The organism is Kribbella jiaozuonensis, from assembly GCF_005233875.1.
Taxonomy (GTDB): Bacteria; Actinomycetota; Actinomycetes; order Propionibacteriales; family Kribbellaceae; genus Kribbella; species Kribbella jiaozuonensis.
Genome location: NZ_SZPZ01000003.1, coordinates 127168 through 143159 on the forward strand (window position 1 = coordinate 127168; position 15992 = coordinate 143159).

General features: G+C 68.5%; 18 protein-coding genes. 6 read left to right on the forward strand and 12 right to left on the reverse strand.

What is annotated here, in order from left to right; translation table 11 throughout:
- Positions 1-11: 11 nt before the first annotated feature.
- A complete protein-coding gene (locus FDA38_RS20215; protein WP_137255665.1) occupies positions 12-434 on the reverse strand; it encodes a MarR family winged helix-turn-helix transcriptional regulator in 423 nt (140 codons plus the stop codon).
- A gap of 76 nt (positions 435-510) precedes the next feature.
- On the opposite strand from FDA38_RS20215, the gene FDA38_RS20220 reads away from it, so the two are divergent.
- Entirely contained in the window at positions 511-1335 is an 825-nt protein-coding gene (locus tag FDA38_RS20220; RefSeq protein WP_137255666.1) for an NAD(P)H-binding protein, read from the forward strand.
- Between the two features lie 47 nt (positions 1336-1382).
- Here FDA38_RS20220 and FDA38_RS20225 read toward each other — a convergent pair whose 3' ends face one another.
- Positions 1383-2249 carry an HIRAN domain-containing protein gene (locus FDA38_RS20225; RefSeq protein ID WP_137255667.1) on the reverse strand — a complete coding sequence of 289 codons (867 nt, stop codon included), beginning with the start codon at positions 2247-2249 and terminating at the stop codon, positions 1383-1385.
- A gap of 233 nt (positions 2250-2482) precedes the next feature.
- On the opposite strand from FDA38_RS20225, the gene ilvA reads away from it, so the two are divergent.
- On the forward strand, positions 2483-3757 hold the full coding sequence (gene ilvA, locus FDA38_RS20230; protein ID WP_137255668.1) for a threonine ammonia-lyase IlvA: 1275 nt from the start codon (positions 2483-2485) through the stop codon (positions 3755-3757).
- Here ilvA and FDA38_RS20235 read toward each other — a convergent pair.
- The 6 genes from FDA38_RS20235 to FDA38_RS20260 all read right to left on the reverse strand — a co-directional run bounded on the left by FDA38_RS20235 (position 3754) and on the right by FDA38_RS20260 (position 9261).
- Positions 3754-3996, reverse strand: coding sequence for a hypothetical protein (locus FDA38_RS20235; RefSeq protein WP_137255669.1), 243 nt, complete (start codon positions 3994-3996; stop codon positions 3754-3756). The genes ilvA and FDA38_RS20235 overlap by 4 nt on opposite strands.
- A 66-nt stretch (positions 3997-4062) precedes the next feature.
- The gene (locus tag FDA38_RS20240; protein ID WP_137255670.1) at positions 4063-4299 is read right to left on the reverse strand and encodes a helix-turn-helix domain-containing protein; all 237 of its coding nucleotides are present in this window, start codon (positions 4297-4299) and stop codon (positions 4063-4065) included.
- A gap of 5 nt (positions 4300-4304) precedes the next feature.
- The gene (locus FDA38_RS20245) at positions 4305-5726 is read right to left on the reverse strand and encodes a rhamnulokinase (protein ID WP_137255671.1); all 1422 of its coding nucleotides are present in this window, start codon (positions 5724-5726) and stop codon (positions 4305-4307) included.
- Between the two features lie 8 nt (positions 5727-5734).
- Entirely contained in the window at positions 5735-7768 is a 2034-nt protein-coding gene (locus FDA38_RS20250; protein ID WP_137255672.1) for a bifunctional aldolase/short-chain dehydrogenase, read from the reverse strand.
- The gene (gene rhaI, locus FDA38_RS20255) at positions 7769-8932 is read right to left on the reverse strand and encodes an L-rhamnose isomerase (RefSeq protein ID WP_137255673.1); all 1164 of its coding nucleotides are present in this window, start codon (positions 8930-8932) and stop codon (positions 7769-7771) included.
- The gene (locus tag FDA38_RS20260; protein ID WP_137255674.1) at positions 8929-9261 is read right to left on the reverse strand and encodes an L-rhamnose mutarotase; all 333 of its coding nucleotides are present in this window, start codon (positions 9259-9261) and stop codon (positions 8929-8931) included. Before FDA38_RS20260 ends, rhaI begins: the two co-directional genes overlap by 4 nt.
- 197 nt (positions 9262-9458) lie before the next feature.
- Between FDA38_RS20260 and FDA38_RS20265 the strand changes: the two genes are divergently transcribed.
- Both FDA38_RS20265 and FDA38_RS20270 read left to right on the forward strand, forming a co-directional pair.
- Entirely contained in the window at positions 9459-10535 is a 1077-nt protein-coding gene (locus FDA38_RS20265; RefSeq protein WP_233714816.1) for a LacI family DNA-binding transcriptional regulator, read from the forward strand.
- 53 nt (positions 10536-10588) lie between these two features.
- A complete protein-coding gene (locus FDA38_RS20270) occupies positions 10589-11632 on the forward strand; it encodes a lysylphosphatidylglycerol synthase transmembrane domain-containing protein (protein WP_137255675.1) in 1044 nt (347 codons plus the stop codon).
- On the opposite strand, the gene FDA38_RS20275 is transcribed toward FDA38_RS20270, so the two are convergent.
- Complete coding sequence (locus FDA38_RS20275) at positions 11629-12264, reverse strand: TetR/AcrR family transcriptional regulator (RefSeq protein WP_137255676.1); 636 nt, start codon at positions 12262-12264, stop codon at positions 11629-11631. The genes FDA38_RS20270 and FDA38_RS20275 overlap by 4 nt on opposite strands.
- Positions 12265-12341: 77 nt before the next feature.
- Between FDA38_RS20275 and FDA38_RS20280 the strand changes: the two genes are divergently transcribed.
- Positions 12342-13145, forward strand: coding sequence for an alpha/beta fold hydrolase (locus FDA38_RS20280; RefSeq protein ID WP_137255677.1), 804 nt, complete (start codon positions 12342-12344; stop codon positions 13143-13145).
- Between the two features lie 40 nt (positions 13146-13185).
- On the forward strand, positions 13186-13737 hold the full coding sequence (locus FDA38_RS20285) for a DUF4240 domain-containing protein (protein ID WP_137255678.1): 552 nt from the start codon (positions 13186-13188) through the stop codon (positions 13735-13737).
- On the opposite strand, the gene FDA38_RS20290 is transcribed toward FDA38_RS20285, so the two are convergent.
- From FDA38_RS20290 to FDA38_RS20300, 3 genes are read right to left on the reverse strand one after another with little or no spacing between them, the layout of a single operon-like run.
- Entirely contained in the window at positions 13734-14399 is a 666-nt protein-coding gene (locus tag FDA38_RS20290) for a hypothetical protein (RefSeq protein ID WP_137255679.1), read from the reverse strand. The two genes, FDA38_RS20285 and FDA38_RS20290, sit on opposite strands and share 4 nt — an antisense overlap.
- Before the next feature lie 3 nt (positions 14400-14402).
- Complete coding sequence (locus FDA38_RS20295; protein WP_137255680.1) at positions 14403-15629, reverse strand: RNA polymerase sigma factor; 1227 nt, start codon at positions 15627-15629, stop codon at positions 14403-14405.
- The gene (locus tag FDA38_RS20300) at positions 15626-15979 is read right to left on the reverse strand and encodes a YciI family protein (RefSeq protein WP_233714929.1); all 354 of its coding nucleotides are present in this window, start codon (positions 15977-15979) and stop codon (positions 15626-15628) included. The genes FDA38_RS20295 and FDA38_RS20300 overlap by 4 nt, the downstream gene beginning before the upstream one ends.
- Positions 15980-15992: the final 13 nt, after the last annotated feature.

The window sequence follows — 15992 nt, forward strand, 5'->3', positions numbered from 1 at the left end:
CGCCGTCGCGCTCACGCGAGGTCTGATACCAGCACCTGCTGGATCTTCGTCAGGGCCTTGATCAGTTGGGCGCGTTCGGTCTTGGTGAGGGTCGCCGTGATGCGGTCCTCGAGCGCCTGGCGTTCGGCCTCGATCGGCTTCTGCAGGGCCCGGCCGGCCGGAGTCAGCCAGAGCCGGACGAGGCGGTTGTCGTGCGGGTCGGGTCGCCGTTCGAGCCAGCCGGACTCGGCCATCCGGGTGGCGAGTTTGGTCACGGCGGGCGTCGTGACGTTGACCGCGGCGGCGATCTCGCCCGGCGTACGCCCGTCCTCCGCCCACAACGCGGCCAGCAGATGATCCTGCCCGAGCCGCAGACCATGGCGCTGTACGGCGGCGTCCGCCGCGGCGCGCAGCAGCTTGGACGTCTTGCTGTGCAACTCCAGGAACTCGGGCATCGACACACTCCTTGACGACCAGATCGTTTACCGGTTAACGTTTTCGAGGAATCGTTAACCGGTAAAGGAGTTTGCCATGCTACTCATCACCGGCGCCACCGGACACATCGGCCGCAGGCTCGTCGACGAGCTCAACGACCGCGGCGCCGACTTCCGCGCCCTGGTCCGCACGCCGCGCGAGGATCTGCCCGCCGAGCAACAGCTCGGCGACCTCGACGGACCGCTCGACCTCCACGGCGTCGACAAGGTGTTCCTGCTCGTCCCGGGCACGGGGCTCGACCACACCGTCAACGTCGTCGCCGCGGCCCGCGAGGCCGGCGTACGCCACCTCATCTACGTCTCGTCGTACGCCGTGCTCGGCGAGCCGATCCCCGCGATGGGGCACTGGCATCACGAGCGCGAACAGCTCATCCGCAACTCGGGGATCCCGGCAACGTTCCTCCGGCCGACCGGCTTCATGACGAACGCGGTCGACTGGCTGCCGACGATCCGCGCCGGCGGCTACGTGCTCGACCCGATCGGCCCGGGCCGCTCCGCACCCATCGACCCGGCAGACATTGCGGCCGTCGCTGCGACCGTACTGACCGAGGACGGGCACGAGAAGCAGGAGTACACACTGACAGGTCCGGAGGCGTTCACGCTCGCCGAGCAGGTCTCGATCCTCGGCGACGCGATCGGCCGCAGCCTCGACGTACGCCCGATCGAGACCCCCGAAGAGGCCGTCCGCTTCCGCTACCCGAACGGCGCGCCGCCGGACCTGGCAGCGGCGATCGTCGAGGGGCTGAAGCTCATGCGCGCCGACACGGTCGGCCTACGCACGGACACGGTACGCCGCCTCACCAGGCGCGAACCACGGACGTTCGCGGCCTGGTGCGACGACAACCTGCAGTTGTTCAAGTAGCTCCGCAGTACCGGCCTGGTGAGGCATGGTCAGTACTGCGCAGCCGCCTAGTTGGCTTCCTTCGTTGCCCAGTAGTGCCATTGCGGGGACGCGACTGGGGAGCGGGCCAAACCGTCCGGCCAGGTAGCCGGCAGGTCGTGACTCCGCGCCGCGTAGAGGATCACCTCCGATGCGGTGCGATCGCCGCGGACGGCGACCCGTGCGGCGGTCTCGGCACGCATGTCGGCGAGGTAGTGGATCGCGGGCAGGAACTCGGCGCTCAGCCGTGGACTGAGCCGGCCGACGGGTTCGTCGTCGAGCCGGATCTCCACCACGATCCGGTGCCGGTCCTGGATACCGTCCTCCTCCTCGATCGCGTGCATGGTGGCGTACACCCAGCACTCGCCTTCCGCCCGGAAGAACGGCGCGAGTACGTCGGGATGCACCTCGCTACCCGGTACGACGATGCCGCTGCCGGGCGGTAGCAGGTGAAAACTGCCCGGCGGGGGCAGGTTCACCGGTACGAGCATGTGCGGCTGCCCGAGGGCGACCGCGACACTGGCGTGGAACTCGGTGCCCTGGGCGCCTTTACCGTCCCAGTCCGCCGGCTCCCACTCACTGACCCACAGGTGACAGGGAACCTGCGGTTGCAGGCCTTGCGCCACCAGTTCTGACAGCACCGGGTGGTACCGGTGCGCGTCGTCCCTCGGCAGATAGCCGACAACCTTGCCCTGCACCCGGACGGCGATCGACCGCGGGTCGAAACGGTTGTGCGGTTCCGGGACGAGGTCCGCCTCGGTGTCCAGATCTGCGCCACGCGCTGGGATGGGGTCCGGGAACAGGCTTCGGATCGCCTGCTCGTGCGGGGCCTCCCGCACTACTTCCTGACCGCACCACAGAGCGTCTCCCCACAGACTGAACGGAATCAGCTCCATTCTGTGCCCTCCAGTCCTCACTGACCGGCTTTACTCGGCTCATCTGTTCCAGGGGCCTGGTCGTTACACCGAGTGAGCGTATGAAAACTAGACTGCCCAGTGAAGAGCCGTTTCACGCATGGTGCAAGAGTCTGATGCGCAAAGGGTATGCGCCGGTCCGGACTGTGGACGCGGATCGTCTTGTGCAGCGAGCGAATCGGCGAAGATCGTGCAAATGCACGGGAAGGAACGTCATGCACGGCAGTAGTTCAGTCGCTCGATCCAGCACCGTTGATGCGGCAGCGATCGAGGCCGCGGTCGACCGTTTGGACGGTGTCGCCGTGCGCACACCGTTGCAACGCAACCTCCGCCTCTCGGAGCGCACCGGCGCGCAGGTCTGGCTGAAGCGGGAGGACCTGCAGATCGGCCGTTCGTACAAGCTGCGCGGCGCGTACAACCTGATCGCCCAGCTCGACGACTCCGCCAAGGCGGCCGGCGTCGTCTGCGCCAGTGCTGGCAACCATGGTCAGGGCCTGGCGTATTCGTGCCACATCCTCGGTGTCCAGGGCAAGGTGTACGTACCGCGGACCACGCCGCGGCAGAAGCGGGACCGGATCGCGGCCCTCGGCGGCAAGCAGATCCAGGTGATCGTCACCGGCGACACGTACGACGACGCCGCGGCCGCTGCCCTTGCCGAAGGTCAGGCGACCGGGGCAACGATGGTGCCGGCCTTCGACGATCCGAGAACCGTTGCAGGACAGGGGACCGTGGCCGTCGAGTTGATCGATCAGCTCGGCCAGGCTCCCGACGTACTCGTGGTTCCGGTCGGCGGCGGCGGGCTCGTTGCAGGGGTTGCAACGTGGATCGCCGAGCGGCATCCCGGCGTACGCATCGTCGGGGTCGAGCCGGGCGGCGCGGCGAGTATGGCGGCAGCGTTGGAGGCCGGCGAGCCGGTGAGGTTGCCGCACCTGGACAGCTTCGTCGACGGCGCCGCCGTACGGCAGGTCGGTGCGGTGACCCTGCCCCTGGTGCAGCAGGCCGGCGTGGAGCTGATGTCAGTGCCCGAGGGGCTGGTGTGCTCGGAGATGCTCGAGCTCTACCAAACCGACGGGTTGATCGCGGAGCCCGCCGGCGCTTTGTCGACAAGTGCCCTGGGCAACGGTCTCGACGTACGTCCGGGTGAGACTGTCGTCTGCCTGCTGTCCGGCGGCAACAACGACGTCAGCCGGTACGGCGAGATCCTCGAGCGCTCGTTGGTGTACGAGGGCTTGAAGCACTACTTCCTGGTGACGTTCCCGCAGGAGCCCGGCGCGCTGCGGACGTTCCTCGACGGCGCGCTCGGGCCGGACGACGACATCGCGCTGTTCGAGTACGTGAAGCGCAACAACCGCGAGACCGGCGTCGCGCTGGTCGGTATCGAGATCAGCAACCGCGACGACCTCCCCGGCCTCCTGGCCCGGATGGAGGCCGCCCCGCTGGACATCGAGCGCATCAACCCGAACTCCCCCGAGTTCAGGTACCTGATCTAGTGCTTGGTGTGTTTCGAACGTCGCGGGTCGTGCGGGTGAGTCCCGTCGTCCCAGTCCGTCTCGGGCCACAGGTTCTGTGTCCTTGGCTGTGGCTCGTGAAGGTCGGTCCGGTCGGCTGACGGCGGCCGCACCTCGGCCCGGCGTTTGGATCTCTTCGACACCGCCCCGGCGATCAGGGCGACCACGATCACCAGCGCGGCGACCGCGACGACGATCCAGACGATGGTGGTTCCGTTCATCGCTCCTCCTCGGCTCGATGATCAGAACCCCCGGTACCCGGGCCGGGCGCGGGTTAACGCCGTACCTCAGACCAGACCGCGGCGGGCTGCCCAGACGATCGCCTCGATCGCGGTGCTGAAGCCGAGGCGGTCGCAGATCAAGCGGGTACGGCGGCGTACGGTCCGCTCGGACAGATCGAGCCGACGCGCGACCGCGTCGACCGGCAGCCCGGTCGCGAGCAGACGGAGTAGTTGCAGATCGTCGTGGCTGATCTCGCGCGGCGGCACCCGCCGCGTTCGAAGTTCCTGGGGGAGCACGGTCATACGAATCACCTGGTTCCGAACATCCGGGACTCGGCGGCGTCCCAGTCGGCCGGTTTGCCCTGCGGGGTGTAGGTCCGCAGGCGATGGGTGGAGCGGACCAGCGCACGCATGGCGGCCAGGTCCGGCAGGGGCTCGCCCAGTGCGCGAGCTTGAACGAGTACGTTGCCGAGCGCGGATGCCTCGACCGGGCCGGCAAGGACGGGCAGGCCGCACGCGTCGGCGGTGAGCTGGCAGAGCAGTTCGTTCTGTGAACCGCCGCCGATGACGTGCAGTACGTCGACCTCGCGGTCGGCGATCGACTGCGCGGATCGCATCGTACGTCGGTAGGCCAGCGCGAGGCTCTCCAGGATGCAGCGAACCGTGGAGCTTTTGTCGCTTGGCGGTTCCTGCCCGGTCGCGCGGCAGTGCTCCTCGATCCGCGCCGGCATGTTGCCGGGGGCAAGGAATTCGGGAGCGTCCGGATCGATCAGGGTGGCGAACGGCGGTGCGCCGGCCGCGTCTCGCAGGAGCCCGTCCAGGTCGTCGTCGGCCCAGATCCGCTGGCACTCCTGGAGGATCCACAGCCCCATGACGTTCCGGAGGAACCGGATCCGCCCGTCGACACCACCTTCGTTGGTGAAGTTGGCCTCGCGCGCTTCGTCGGTCAGGACGGGCGCATCCAACTCGAGCCCGACGAGCGACCAGGTCCCGGAGGAGATGTACGCGAACCGGTCGTCGGACGCCGGCACCGCAACCACAGAAGAAGCCGTGTCGTGCGACCCGACTGCAATCACCGGGATCCCGTCCGGCAGCCCGGTCTCGTCCGGCAGCACATTCCCGACCACATCCCCCGGCTCCCGCAACTGCGGAAAGACCCGGCGCGGAAGCCCCACCCGCGCGATCAACTCATCACTCCACTCGCGCGAGCGGACGTCGAAGAGCTGCGTCGTCGAGGCGTTGGTCCGCTCCACCCCGATCTCGCCCGTCAGCCAATAACCGAGCAGGTCGGGAATCATCAGCAGACTGGCTGCACCCTCCAGCTCCTCAGCGGCCAGCTGGTAGATCGTGTTGAACGGGAGCTGCTGCAGGCCGGTGACGGCGTACAGGTCGGCGGCAGGCACCTTCGCCAACACACGCTCCATCACGCCGTCGGTGCGGGAGTCCCGGTAGTGGACGGGGTTGCGGAGTAGGCGGCCATCGGCGTCGAGTAGGCCGTAGTCGACGGCCCACGAATCGATCCCGATCCCGTCGAGTGCACCCGCCGTACGCAGGCCGTCGAGTGTCGAGCGGTAGAGGTGGAGGATGTCCCAGTGGAGGCGCCCGTGGACGCGCACCGGACCGTTCCAGAAGCGGTGGATCTCGCGCAGCTCCAGGACGTGTGCGCCGACCTCGCCCAGCATCACCCGACCGCTCGACGCGCCCAGATCCACCGCCGCGACACGCTTCATGGCAGCGCCTACCGCAGGAAGGCGGCTGCCACGCCGGCGTCGACAGGCACGTGCAGACCGGTCGTGTGGGTGAGGTCGCCACCGGTCAATGCGAACACCGCGGCAGCGACGTTCTCCGGCAGCACCTCACGCTTCAGCAGCGTCCGCTGCGCATAGAACGCACCGAGCTCCGACTCGGGTACGCCGTACACCGCCGCCCGCTGCGCACCCCAACCGCCGGCGAAGATCCCGGACCCGCGGACCACGCCGTCGGGATTCACGCCGTTGACCCGGATCCCGTGCTCGCCGAGCTCGGCGGCAAGAAGCCGGACCTGATGTGCCTGGTCCGCCTTGGCAGCGCCGTACGCGACGTTGTTCGGGCCGGCGAAGACCGAGTTCTTGCTGGAGATGTAGATGATGTCGCCGCCCATCCCCTGGTCGATCAGCACCTTCGCGGCCGCCCGCGACACCAGGAACGAACCCTTCGCCATCACGTCGTGCTGCAGGTCCCAGTCCCGTTCCGTTGTCTCCAGCAACGACTTCGAGATGGAAAGGCCGGCATTGTTGACGATCAGGTCCACCCCGCCGAACGCCAGTACGGCGTCCCGCAGCGCAGCCTCGACCGCGTCCGCCGACGACACATCGGCGCCTACGGCAACGGCCACGTCGGACGAACCGATCTCCTTCGCGACCGCCTCGCCCGCCGCCAGGTCCAGGTCCGCAACGACAACGCACGCGCCTTCCGCGGCCAGCCGCTGCGCGATCGCCTTGCCGATCCCGGACCCGCCACCGGTCACGAGCGCAACCCGGGTGGCGAGCGGCTTCGGCTTCGGCATCCGCTGCAGCTTGGCCTCTTCCAGCGCCCAGTACTCGATCCGGAACTTCTCCCGCTCATCGATCGGCGCGTACGTCGACACCGACTCGGCGCCGCGCATCACGTTGATCGCGTTCACGTAGAACTCGCCGGCCACCCGCGCGGTCTGCTTGTCCTTCCCGAAGCTGAACATCCCCACGCCCGGCACCAGCACGATCGCCGGATCCGCACCCCGCATCGCCGGGCTGTCGGCGTCGGCATGCCGGTTGTAGTACGCCGCATAATCCTCGCGATAAGCCGCGTGCAACTCCCGCAGCCGAGCAACCGCGTCCTCCACCGAGGCCGTCGCGGGCAGGTCAAGGACGAGCGGACGGACCTTCGTCCGCAGGAAGTGGTCCGGACACGAGGTGCCGAGCGCAGCCAGCTCTGCCAGCCGCTCCCGCGCGGTGAATTCCAGGACGGCGTCTGAGTCGTTGTAGTGCCCGACCTGCGGCTTGTCCGTCGACGCCAGTCCCCGGATCACCGGGGCGAGCGCGGCGGCCCTGGCCCTGCGCTCTTCCACCGGGAGAGCCTCGAAGCCGTTGACCACCGCGCCGAAGGGTTCCGCCTTGCCGCGGTCGGCGAGGAACTGCTCGGCGGTCCTGATGATGTCGAGGGAGTTCGCCTCGCACTCCTCCGACGTACTGCCCCAGGCGGTGATGCCGTGGCCGCCCAGGATGCAGCCGATTGCCTGCGGGTTCTCGCGCTTGACCGCAGCGATGTCGAGACCGAGCTGGAAACCGGGCCGCCGCCACGGGACCCACACCACCCGGTCGCCGAAGCACTCGGCGGTCAGTTTCTCGCCATCCGCGGCGGTCGCCAGCGCGATCCCGGAGTCCGGGTGCAGGTGGTCGACATGAGGGGCGTCGACCAGCCCGTGCATCGCGGTGTCGATCGACGGCGCCGCGCCGCCCTTGCCGTGCAGGCAGTAGTCGAACGCGGCGACCATCTCGTCCTCGCGGTCGACACCCGGATAGGTGTCGATCAGAGCGTTCAGCCGGTCGAGCCTGAGCACGGCCAAGCCTGCCGGGGTGAGCGTGCCCAGATCCCCGCCGGATCCCTTGACCCACAGCAAGTCCACGGGGTTCTGCGTGACCGGATCGGTCGCCGTACCCTTCGCCGACGTGTTCCCGCCGGCGTAGTTCGTGTTGCGTGGATCGGCACCCAGACGGTTGCTACGCGCAACGAGCTCGGCTGCAGTGTCGCTCACTTATGCTCCCCATCCAGCTTGCTCGCCGCCGACGCGGTCCTTGGTGATCTGCTCGAAGTAGCCGCTGCGCTTGTACGCCGCGACCGGGTCGGCGTCCAGGCCCTGCGACTCGCGGAGTTCCGCGAGCAGTGGCCGGACGTCCGTGTTGTAGGCATCCATCAGCGCCGCGTTCGCGCCCAGCACGTCACCTTCCCGCTGGGCCTTCCGCAGTACGTCGCGGTCGACCAGCAGCGCCTTCGCCGTCGCCTCCTGGACGTTCATCACCGAGCGGATGATCGCGGGGATCTTCTCCTCGATGTTGTGGCACTGGTCGAGCATGAACGCGATCCCGCGCTCCGGGTCGAGCGCGTCGCCGCGGACGATCTCGTTCATGATCCGGAACAGCTGGAACGGGTCGGCCGCCCCGACCATCAGGTCGTCGTCGGCGTAGAACCTGCTGTTGAAGTCGAACGCGCCGAGCTTCTTCGTCCGCAGCAGGAACGCGACGATGAACTCGATGTTCGTCCCCGGCGCGTGGTGCCCGGTGTCGATACAGACCGTTGCCTTCGGCCCCAGTTCGAGGCAGTGCGCGTACGACGTACCCCAGTCCGGCACGTCCGTGGTGTAGAACGCCGGCTCGAAGAGCTTGTACTCGAGCAGCATCCGCTGGTCGTCGCCGAGCCGGTCGTACACCTCCTTCAACGCGGTCGCGAGCCGGTCCTGGCGATCCTGGATGTCGTCCTGGCCGGGGTAGTTCGTGCCGTCGGAGAACCACAGCTTGAGATCGCGGGACCCGGTCGCGTCCATGATGTCGACGCATTCGAGCAGGTGATCGGTCGCCTTCCGGCGTACTGCGGGATCCGGGTTCGTGACGCTGCCGAGCTTATAGTCGTCGTCCTGGAACACGTTGCTGTTGATCGCCCCGAGCCGGACGCCCTGCTCCTTCGCGTACGCCGCGAGCGCCGCGTAGTCGTCGACCTTGTCCCAGGGGATGTGCAGCGCGACGCTCGGCGCGACGCCGGTGTACCTGTGGACGACGGCCGCGTCGGCGATCTTCTCCTCCGGCGAGCGCGGTACGCCGGGCTGGGCGAACACCTTGAACCGGGTGCCGGAGTTGCCGAACGCCCACGAGGGCAACTCGATCTCCTGGCGGCTCAGCGCGGCCTTCACGGCATCGGTCGTCATGACTCAGTCCCCTTCAGGTGGAAGATCTCGGGCAGCAGCAGGAACGACTCGTCCGGCGGCCGGCCGTCGATCCCCGTGAAGAATTCGGTCATCTCCGACTGCCAGCGTGTGTTGACCTCCGTCGCCGCCATCGCCTTCTGGGCGGCGTCCAGATCCTCGGCCTCGACGTACCCGATCAGCAGCCCGTCGTCGCGGAGGAACAGCGAGTAGTTGTGCCATCCGGAGTCCCGCAGCGCGGCCTGCATCTCGGGCCAGACGTTCCGGTGCCGGTCGACGTACTCGGCCAACCGGTCCGGCCGGACCTGCAGGCAGAAGCAGTAACGATTCACGGCGTCACCTGTATCTGAGCGGGCGGGAAGGCTATGAAAGGTTTCAACAGCGTCCCATGACGCTAAGCGTGGTGCCCCGTGGCCGTCAAGTGCCTGCCCACCTTTTGCGGCCGATCCCGGACTGCCGTCGCGGAGAATCTGCAGGAAGCGGGTATTCTTCGGCAGCTAACACGTTTCAAGTGCGCAGGGAGGTTCTCGTGTCGGTCGATGATGCGGAAGCCCTGCCTGAGCGGACCAGGCGGCGGCGTACGCCGAAGCCGCATGCCGCCGGCGTGAAAGCAGTGGCCGCCGCGGCCGGCGTCTCGCTGGGGACCGTCTCGAACGTGCTGAACCGGCCCGAGGTGGTCAGCCCGCTGACCCGCGCGAAGGTCGAAGCGGCGATGGCCTCGCTCGGCTTCGTCCGGAACGAGTCGGCGCGGCAACTGCGCGCGGGCTCCAGCCGGATCCTCGCCTACCTCATGCTCGACGCCGGCAACCCGTTCTTCACCGACGTCGCGAAGGGCGTCGAGGAGGCTGCTCAAGCGGCCGGGTTGTCCGTGTTCCTCTGCACCAGCAGCGAGGACGCAGACCGCGAGGCGGCGTACCTCGATCTGCTCGAACAGCAACGCGTGCAGGGCATCCTGATCACGCCCATCGATCAGAACTCGTCCCGCCTGCGCAAATTGCCCTCCCGCGGTACGCCGGTCGTCGTCGTCGACCGCGCTCTCGACGAGGCCGAGCACTGCTCGGTCGCGGTGAACGACATCCTCGGCGGCGAGCTCGCGATCTCGCATCTGCTCGAGCTCGGTCACGAACGGATCGCGTACGTCGGCGGTCCGAACACGATCGGCCAGGTCGTCGACCGGCGCGAGGGCGCTCGCCGCGCGCTGCGGACGGCCGGGAAGCCCGCGGCGGACCTGATCGAGCTGACCACCGGCGCGCTCACCGTCGCCGAAGGCAGGGGCGCAGGGCAACGACTCGCGGGCCTCCCGGCGGACCGGCGACCGACCGCCGCCTTCTGTGCGAACGACTTGCTGGCGTTGGGGTTGCTGCAGCAGTGCGTGAGTCTCGGACTGCGCGTTCCGGAGGATCTCGCGATCGTCGGGTACGACGACATCGAGTTCGCCGAGGCAGCCGCCGTACCGCTGACGTCGGTGCGCCAGCCGCGGCAACTGCTGGGCCGGACCGCTGCCGAGTTGTTGCTGGACGAGTCCTCGAACCCGGACCACGAGCACCAGCGCGTCACGTTCACGCCCGAGTTGGTGGTCCGCACGTCGACCCGGGGCACTGTCTGAGCCGCGCTATGGTGGCCTAGCGAGGGTGGGTCGTCGTCTGGGCGAGGTGAGTCATGCGCGTCGCTGGCGGGGGTTTGGTGCGGCGGTGGGGCGGCCGCGCTGTCGGCCTGGCGATCACCGGGGTCGGCCTGTACATCGTCGCGCCGAGCATCCTGTCGCTCTTCGGAGCCTGGCCACGCCTCGCGGACGTCAATCCCTGGTGGTTCCCGGTCCTGGTGGTGCTGGAGGCTTGCAGTTTCGCCGGACTGTGGTGGCTGGCCAGGCTGTCACTGGATCAGCACACCGACGACCAGGTCATCGCGGGGTGGGGGACCATCGCGACGGCCCAACTGGCCGGGAACGCGGCCAGCAAGGTCCTCCCCGGCGGCGCCGCCACCGGCAGCGTCCTTCAAGCCAGGCTCTTGATCCAAGCCGGGCAGCCGGCCGCGGTCGTCGCCTCCGCCTTGACTGCGATCGGATTGATCACCACCGGCGTGCTGTTGCTGCTGCCTGTGCTGACCGTCCCCGCAGTCCTGATCGGCCCGCCGCCCGCCCGGCAACTGGAGCTCGGCCTGCTGATCTCGCTGATCATGGCGGTGCTCATCGTCGGTCTGGGACTGGCTGCGCTCACCTGGCCGCGGTTCGTGGTGGTCGTCGGTCGCGGGGCCGGGCACGTCATTCACCTGGTCAAGCGCAGCGTGACGGCCGACAGTTGCGCGGCACAGTTGGTCACGCAGCGGGAGCGGGTCGCCGCCGCGTTCGAGGGCCGCTGGTGGTCCGCAGCCTTGGCCGCGGCGGCGAACCGGATGTTCGACTACGCCGCACTCGTGGCCGCGTTGGCGGCGCTCGACGTACACGCTCGTCCTTCGATGGTGCTGCTTGCCTATGTCGTGGCCCAGGCGCTCGCGATGATCCCGATCACGCCAGGGGGTCTCGGCTTCGTCGACGCCGGTCTGACTGCGCTGCTCGTGCTGATCGGGATCAGTCCGGACGCCGCACTCATCGGGACGCTGCTGTATCGGCTCGCGTCATTCTGGCTACCGATACCGGTGGGCCTGCTGGCCTGGGCGGGCTGGCGGATCCATCTGCACATCACCCGGCCGGCTGGGGATGGCTAGACGCCGTACGCAGCCAGGAACACCTCGGCGGCCTGGTCGGCAAGCTTGTCGAGCTCGCCGGGCTTCGGACGCTGGCGGGTGCCCGCGAACATCGCGCGGTTCATCGGCTTGTACATGACCAGGCCGGCGAACTGGTACGCCGCGAGCGTCGGGTCTTCGAGCTCTTTCAGCAGGCCGCGGTCGCTCAGTCTCGTCAGCGCCTGGCCGAGTGCGTCCAGGGACTGCTCGAAGCCGCGGTTGAACCAGGCGCCGCACACCTCCGGGAAGCGGTCCGCTTCGGCGATCACCAGCCGGCGGAGCTGCAGCACACTGTCGGCGGTGAGGCTCTGGAGCAGGCGATGGGCCAGCGCGCGCAGGGCTTCCCGGGCGTCGGCGGCTCCGTCGAGGGTGTCGACGTACGCCTGCAGTAGGCCGTCCAGCAACTGGTCGCTGGTGCCGAGGACGATCTCGGCGAACAGGCGCTCCTTGTTCTCGAACTGCTTGTAGACGGTCTGTTTGGAGACGCCGGCGTTCGCGGCGACCTCGTCCATGCTCGCGCCGAGGTACCCGTGCTGGAGGAAGGCCGTGGTCGCGGCGGCCAGGATCGCGCGGCGTTTGCGGGGCGTCCGTCCTTCGATCTCTACCTGCTCCATGCCGAAATCATACTAGACAGTCCAGTTCTCTCGCGAGTACTGTACGGTCTAGTTCCCTGCGAATCGAGGAGAAGACCATGAGCACCGTGACATCTGCCGACGGCACGAGGATCGCCTTCGACGCGTACGGCGAAGGCCGGCCGCTGATCCTGATCGACGGAGCCACCGCGCACCGCGCCGTCAACCCCGCGAATGCGGAGGTCGGGCAGTTGCTGAGCGACGAGTTCCGCACGTACGTGTACGACCGGCGCGGCCGCGGCGAGAGCACCGACACCGCGCCGTACGCGATCGAGCGCGAGATCGAGGACATCGCCGCCCTGATCGAGGACGCAGGTCAACCGGCCATCCTGTTCGGCTGGTCCTCCGGCGCCCTCCTGGCTCTGGACGCCGCGGCCGCCGGTCTCCCGATCGCCGGGCTCGTTCTGTTTGAGCCCCCGGTCGTGGTCGACGACGTCCGCCCGCCGCTCCCGTCCGACTACGTCGAGCAACTCGACGCCTTCGTCGCCGAGGGCCGCCGCGACAAAGCCGCCGAACTCTTCATGACCGCCGCCGCCGGACTCCCCGCCGAAGCCGTCGCCGGCATGAAGCAGTCCCCCTACTGGGCCCCCGTCGAAGAGATCGCCCACACCATCGCCTACGACGGCCGCATCATGGGCACCACCATGTCCGGCAACCCCCTCCCCGCCGACCGCTGGTCCACGGTGAAACTCCCCGTCCTCGTCCTCCACGGCGACAAAACCTGGCCCGCCCTCTCCTCCGGCGCCCAAGCCGTAGCCACCCACCTCCCCACCGCCACCCTGACCGCCATCCCCGGCGAAAACCACAGCACCGACCCCACCACCCTGGCTCCGGTACTGCGGACCTTCGCCGACGGCCTCTGACCCCTCCCGTTGGACCCTGGGTGGGTGAGATGGTTTGGGGGTGGACAGGGATGGGTTCTGGGGTCTTGTCGAGGATGCTCGGGCCTCGGTGGATGACACCGTGGCTGATCCGGACGGGGTTGCGGACGCGTTGACCAAGGTGCTGGGTGCGGCGGAGGCCGAGGAGATCGCGGGGTTCGGGGTCGAGTTCGCGCGGTTGCAGGTCGAGTCGTACCGGTGGGACCTGTGGGCGGCGGCGTACCTGATCAACTCCGGTGCTTCGGAGGACGGCTTCGATTCGTTCCGTGGGTGGTTGATCGCCCAGGGACGTGAGGTCTGGGACGCCGCGCTGGCGGGGCCGGACTCGCTCGCCGACGTGGTCGACGAGGACCGGCCGGAGGGGTTCGAAGGGTTCGACGGCGAAGGGATGCTGCACGTCGGCAGTCACGCGTACAAGAACGTGACCGGCGACGAAGCGGCGTACTGGAAGGCTGTTGACGCCGACGCGCCGGACACGCCGGACCTGCCGGCCGGCCAGGAGATCGACTTCGACGACGAAGAGGATCTGGAAGCTCACCTGCCTCGGCTGGCGGCGCTCTACCTCGACCGCTAAGCCGGCTCGCCGCTCAGGCGTTCGATGGCGGTGCGGAGGCGACGGCGCCAACCGGAGCGGCCGGCTTCCTCGTCGGCGGCGGCCAGGCTGATCAGATGCTGCGCCATCTCGAAGCCCTCGGCCGTCTGCGGTTCCACATCGGTCAATGCCGGCTGCGGCTCGTCATGGTCGTACCCGAGCGACTGGTTCCGCCACCCGAACCCGTCCGGCACCAGCAGCTCCGGTACGAGCGTCTCGTGGCTGAGCGACATCAGCTCCTTGTCGCCGTTCCCGATGCTGAAGATCGTCGTACCGCGTCGGCGGACGTCGCTGACGCGCTCGAGCAACGTGTCGGCCGGATTCTCCTCCGCGACCACCAGCAACGACTCGCCACGACCAGCGTCCTGGAGCCGGTCCAGACCGATCGCCAGGTGCGGCGGTGCGCCCGGCGGCGGTGCCCAGCGGACCAGTGAAGGCCGTGCGTCCTCGATGCCGGCCCGGTGCAGCTCGTCGTCCAGATGCGCGGTCAGGTGCCACGGCTCCTCGTCGACCGGTCCGAACAGCATGAGCCCACTACGTCTCGTCGTGAACCGCCGCAGTGCATAGCCGAACTCGGTCGTCCGGCTCCCCAGCTCAGTACCGCTCAGCATCTCCCGGAGGAGCGAGGCTCTGGTCAGATCCACACCTCAGGCTAACCGGTCCGCCTTCGACTGTAGGTAGTTCCGTTCCGGCACACTCGTCGTACGACGGGCCGCCAGCAGGTAGCTCTCCCGTGCAGCCGCGGCGTCACCGGACATCTCCAGCAGATGCGCGCGGACAGCCTCCAGCCGGTGGTTCATCCGGTCGTCCGCCTCGAGTGGCTCGAGCACAGCGAGCCCTTCCTTCGGCCCGACCGCCATAGCGACAGCAACGGCGTGGTTGAGCTTCACCATCGGGTTGTCGACCAGCTGCTCGAGTACGTCGTACAGCGCGACGATCTGCCGCCAGTCCGTGTCATCAGCGTGCTCAGCGGTGTCATGCACCGCAGCGATCGCAGCCTGCACCTGGTACGGCCCGAGCTGCGACCGGGACAGCGCATCGGTCACCAACGCCTCTCCCTCGACGATGGTCGCCTTGTTCCACTTCGATCGGTCCTGCTCGGCCAGCGGCACCAGCGACCCTTCCGGACCGGTCCGCGCCGGCCGACGCGCGTCGGTCAGCAGCATCAGCGCCAGCAGCCCCGCCACCTCACCGTCGTCCGGCAGCAGCTTCCGTACGCCGCGCACCAGCCGGATCGCTTCGGTGGTGAGCTCCGCGCTGTGCAACGACGTACCGGACGACGCGGTGTAGCCCTCGTTGAAGATCAGATACAGCACATGCAGTACTGCGCCCATCCGCTCGTCCCGCTCCGCCTCCGGCGGCATCTCGAACGAACTGCCGGCCTGCTTGATGCTCCGCTTGGCCCGGCTGATCCGCTGTGCCATCGTTGCCTCGGGCACCAAAAACGCGGCCGCGATCTGCGCGGTGGTGAGACCGCCGACCGCACGCAACGTCAGTGCGATCTGCGACGCCGGCGACAGCGCCGGGTGGCAGCACAGGAACAACAGCGTCAGCGTGTCGTCCCGGCCACCCGGATCGTCAATCTCGGGGCCTGAGGCAACAAACTCCTCCGGCGCGGAGAGCTGGGCCGCGTTCTCCTCGCGCCGTCGCCGCGCCGACTCGCTGCGGAGCAGATCGGTCAGCCGCCGCGACCCGACCCGGATCAGCCAGCCACGCGGGTTGTCCGGCACGCCCTCGCCCGGCCACTGTTGCGTGGCCGCGAGCAGAGCCTCCTGGACCGCCTCTTCAGCCAGATCGAAGTGCCCGTAGTGCCGGACCAGCGCACTCAGCACCTGCGGCGCCTGCTCCCGGAGGAGGAGCTCGAAGTCGCTCACATTTCCAGCCCAGACGCATCCATCACCGGCCGCACCTCCACGGCGACGTACTCCGCGTCCGGCATCCGGGCCGCGTACCCGATCGCCTGGTCGATGTCGTCGCACTCCACCAGGTAGAACCCGGCCAGGTGCTCCTTGGCCTCGGCATACGGCCCGTCCGTCGTGGTCGTGGTGTCGTCGCGCACCTGCACGGTCCGCGTGGTGATCGGGTCGGCCAGCCCGGCCGCACTGACCAGGAGGCCCTGCTCGGTCAGCTCCCGCGTCAGCGTCTCGTGTGCGGTGCTCAGCCCCTCGCGTTGCTCGGCCGACAGGCTCGCCCAGCTCTCGGGGTTGCTGTAGATCAGCAGCATGTACTTCACAGGC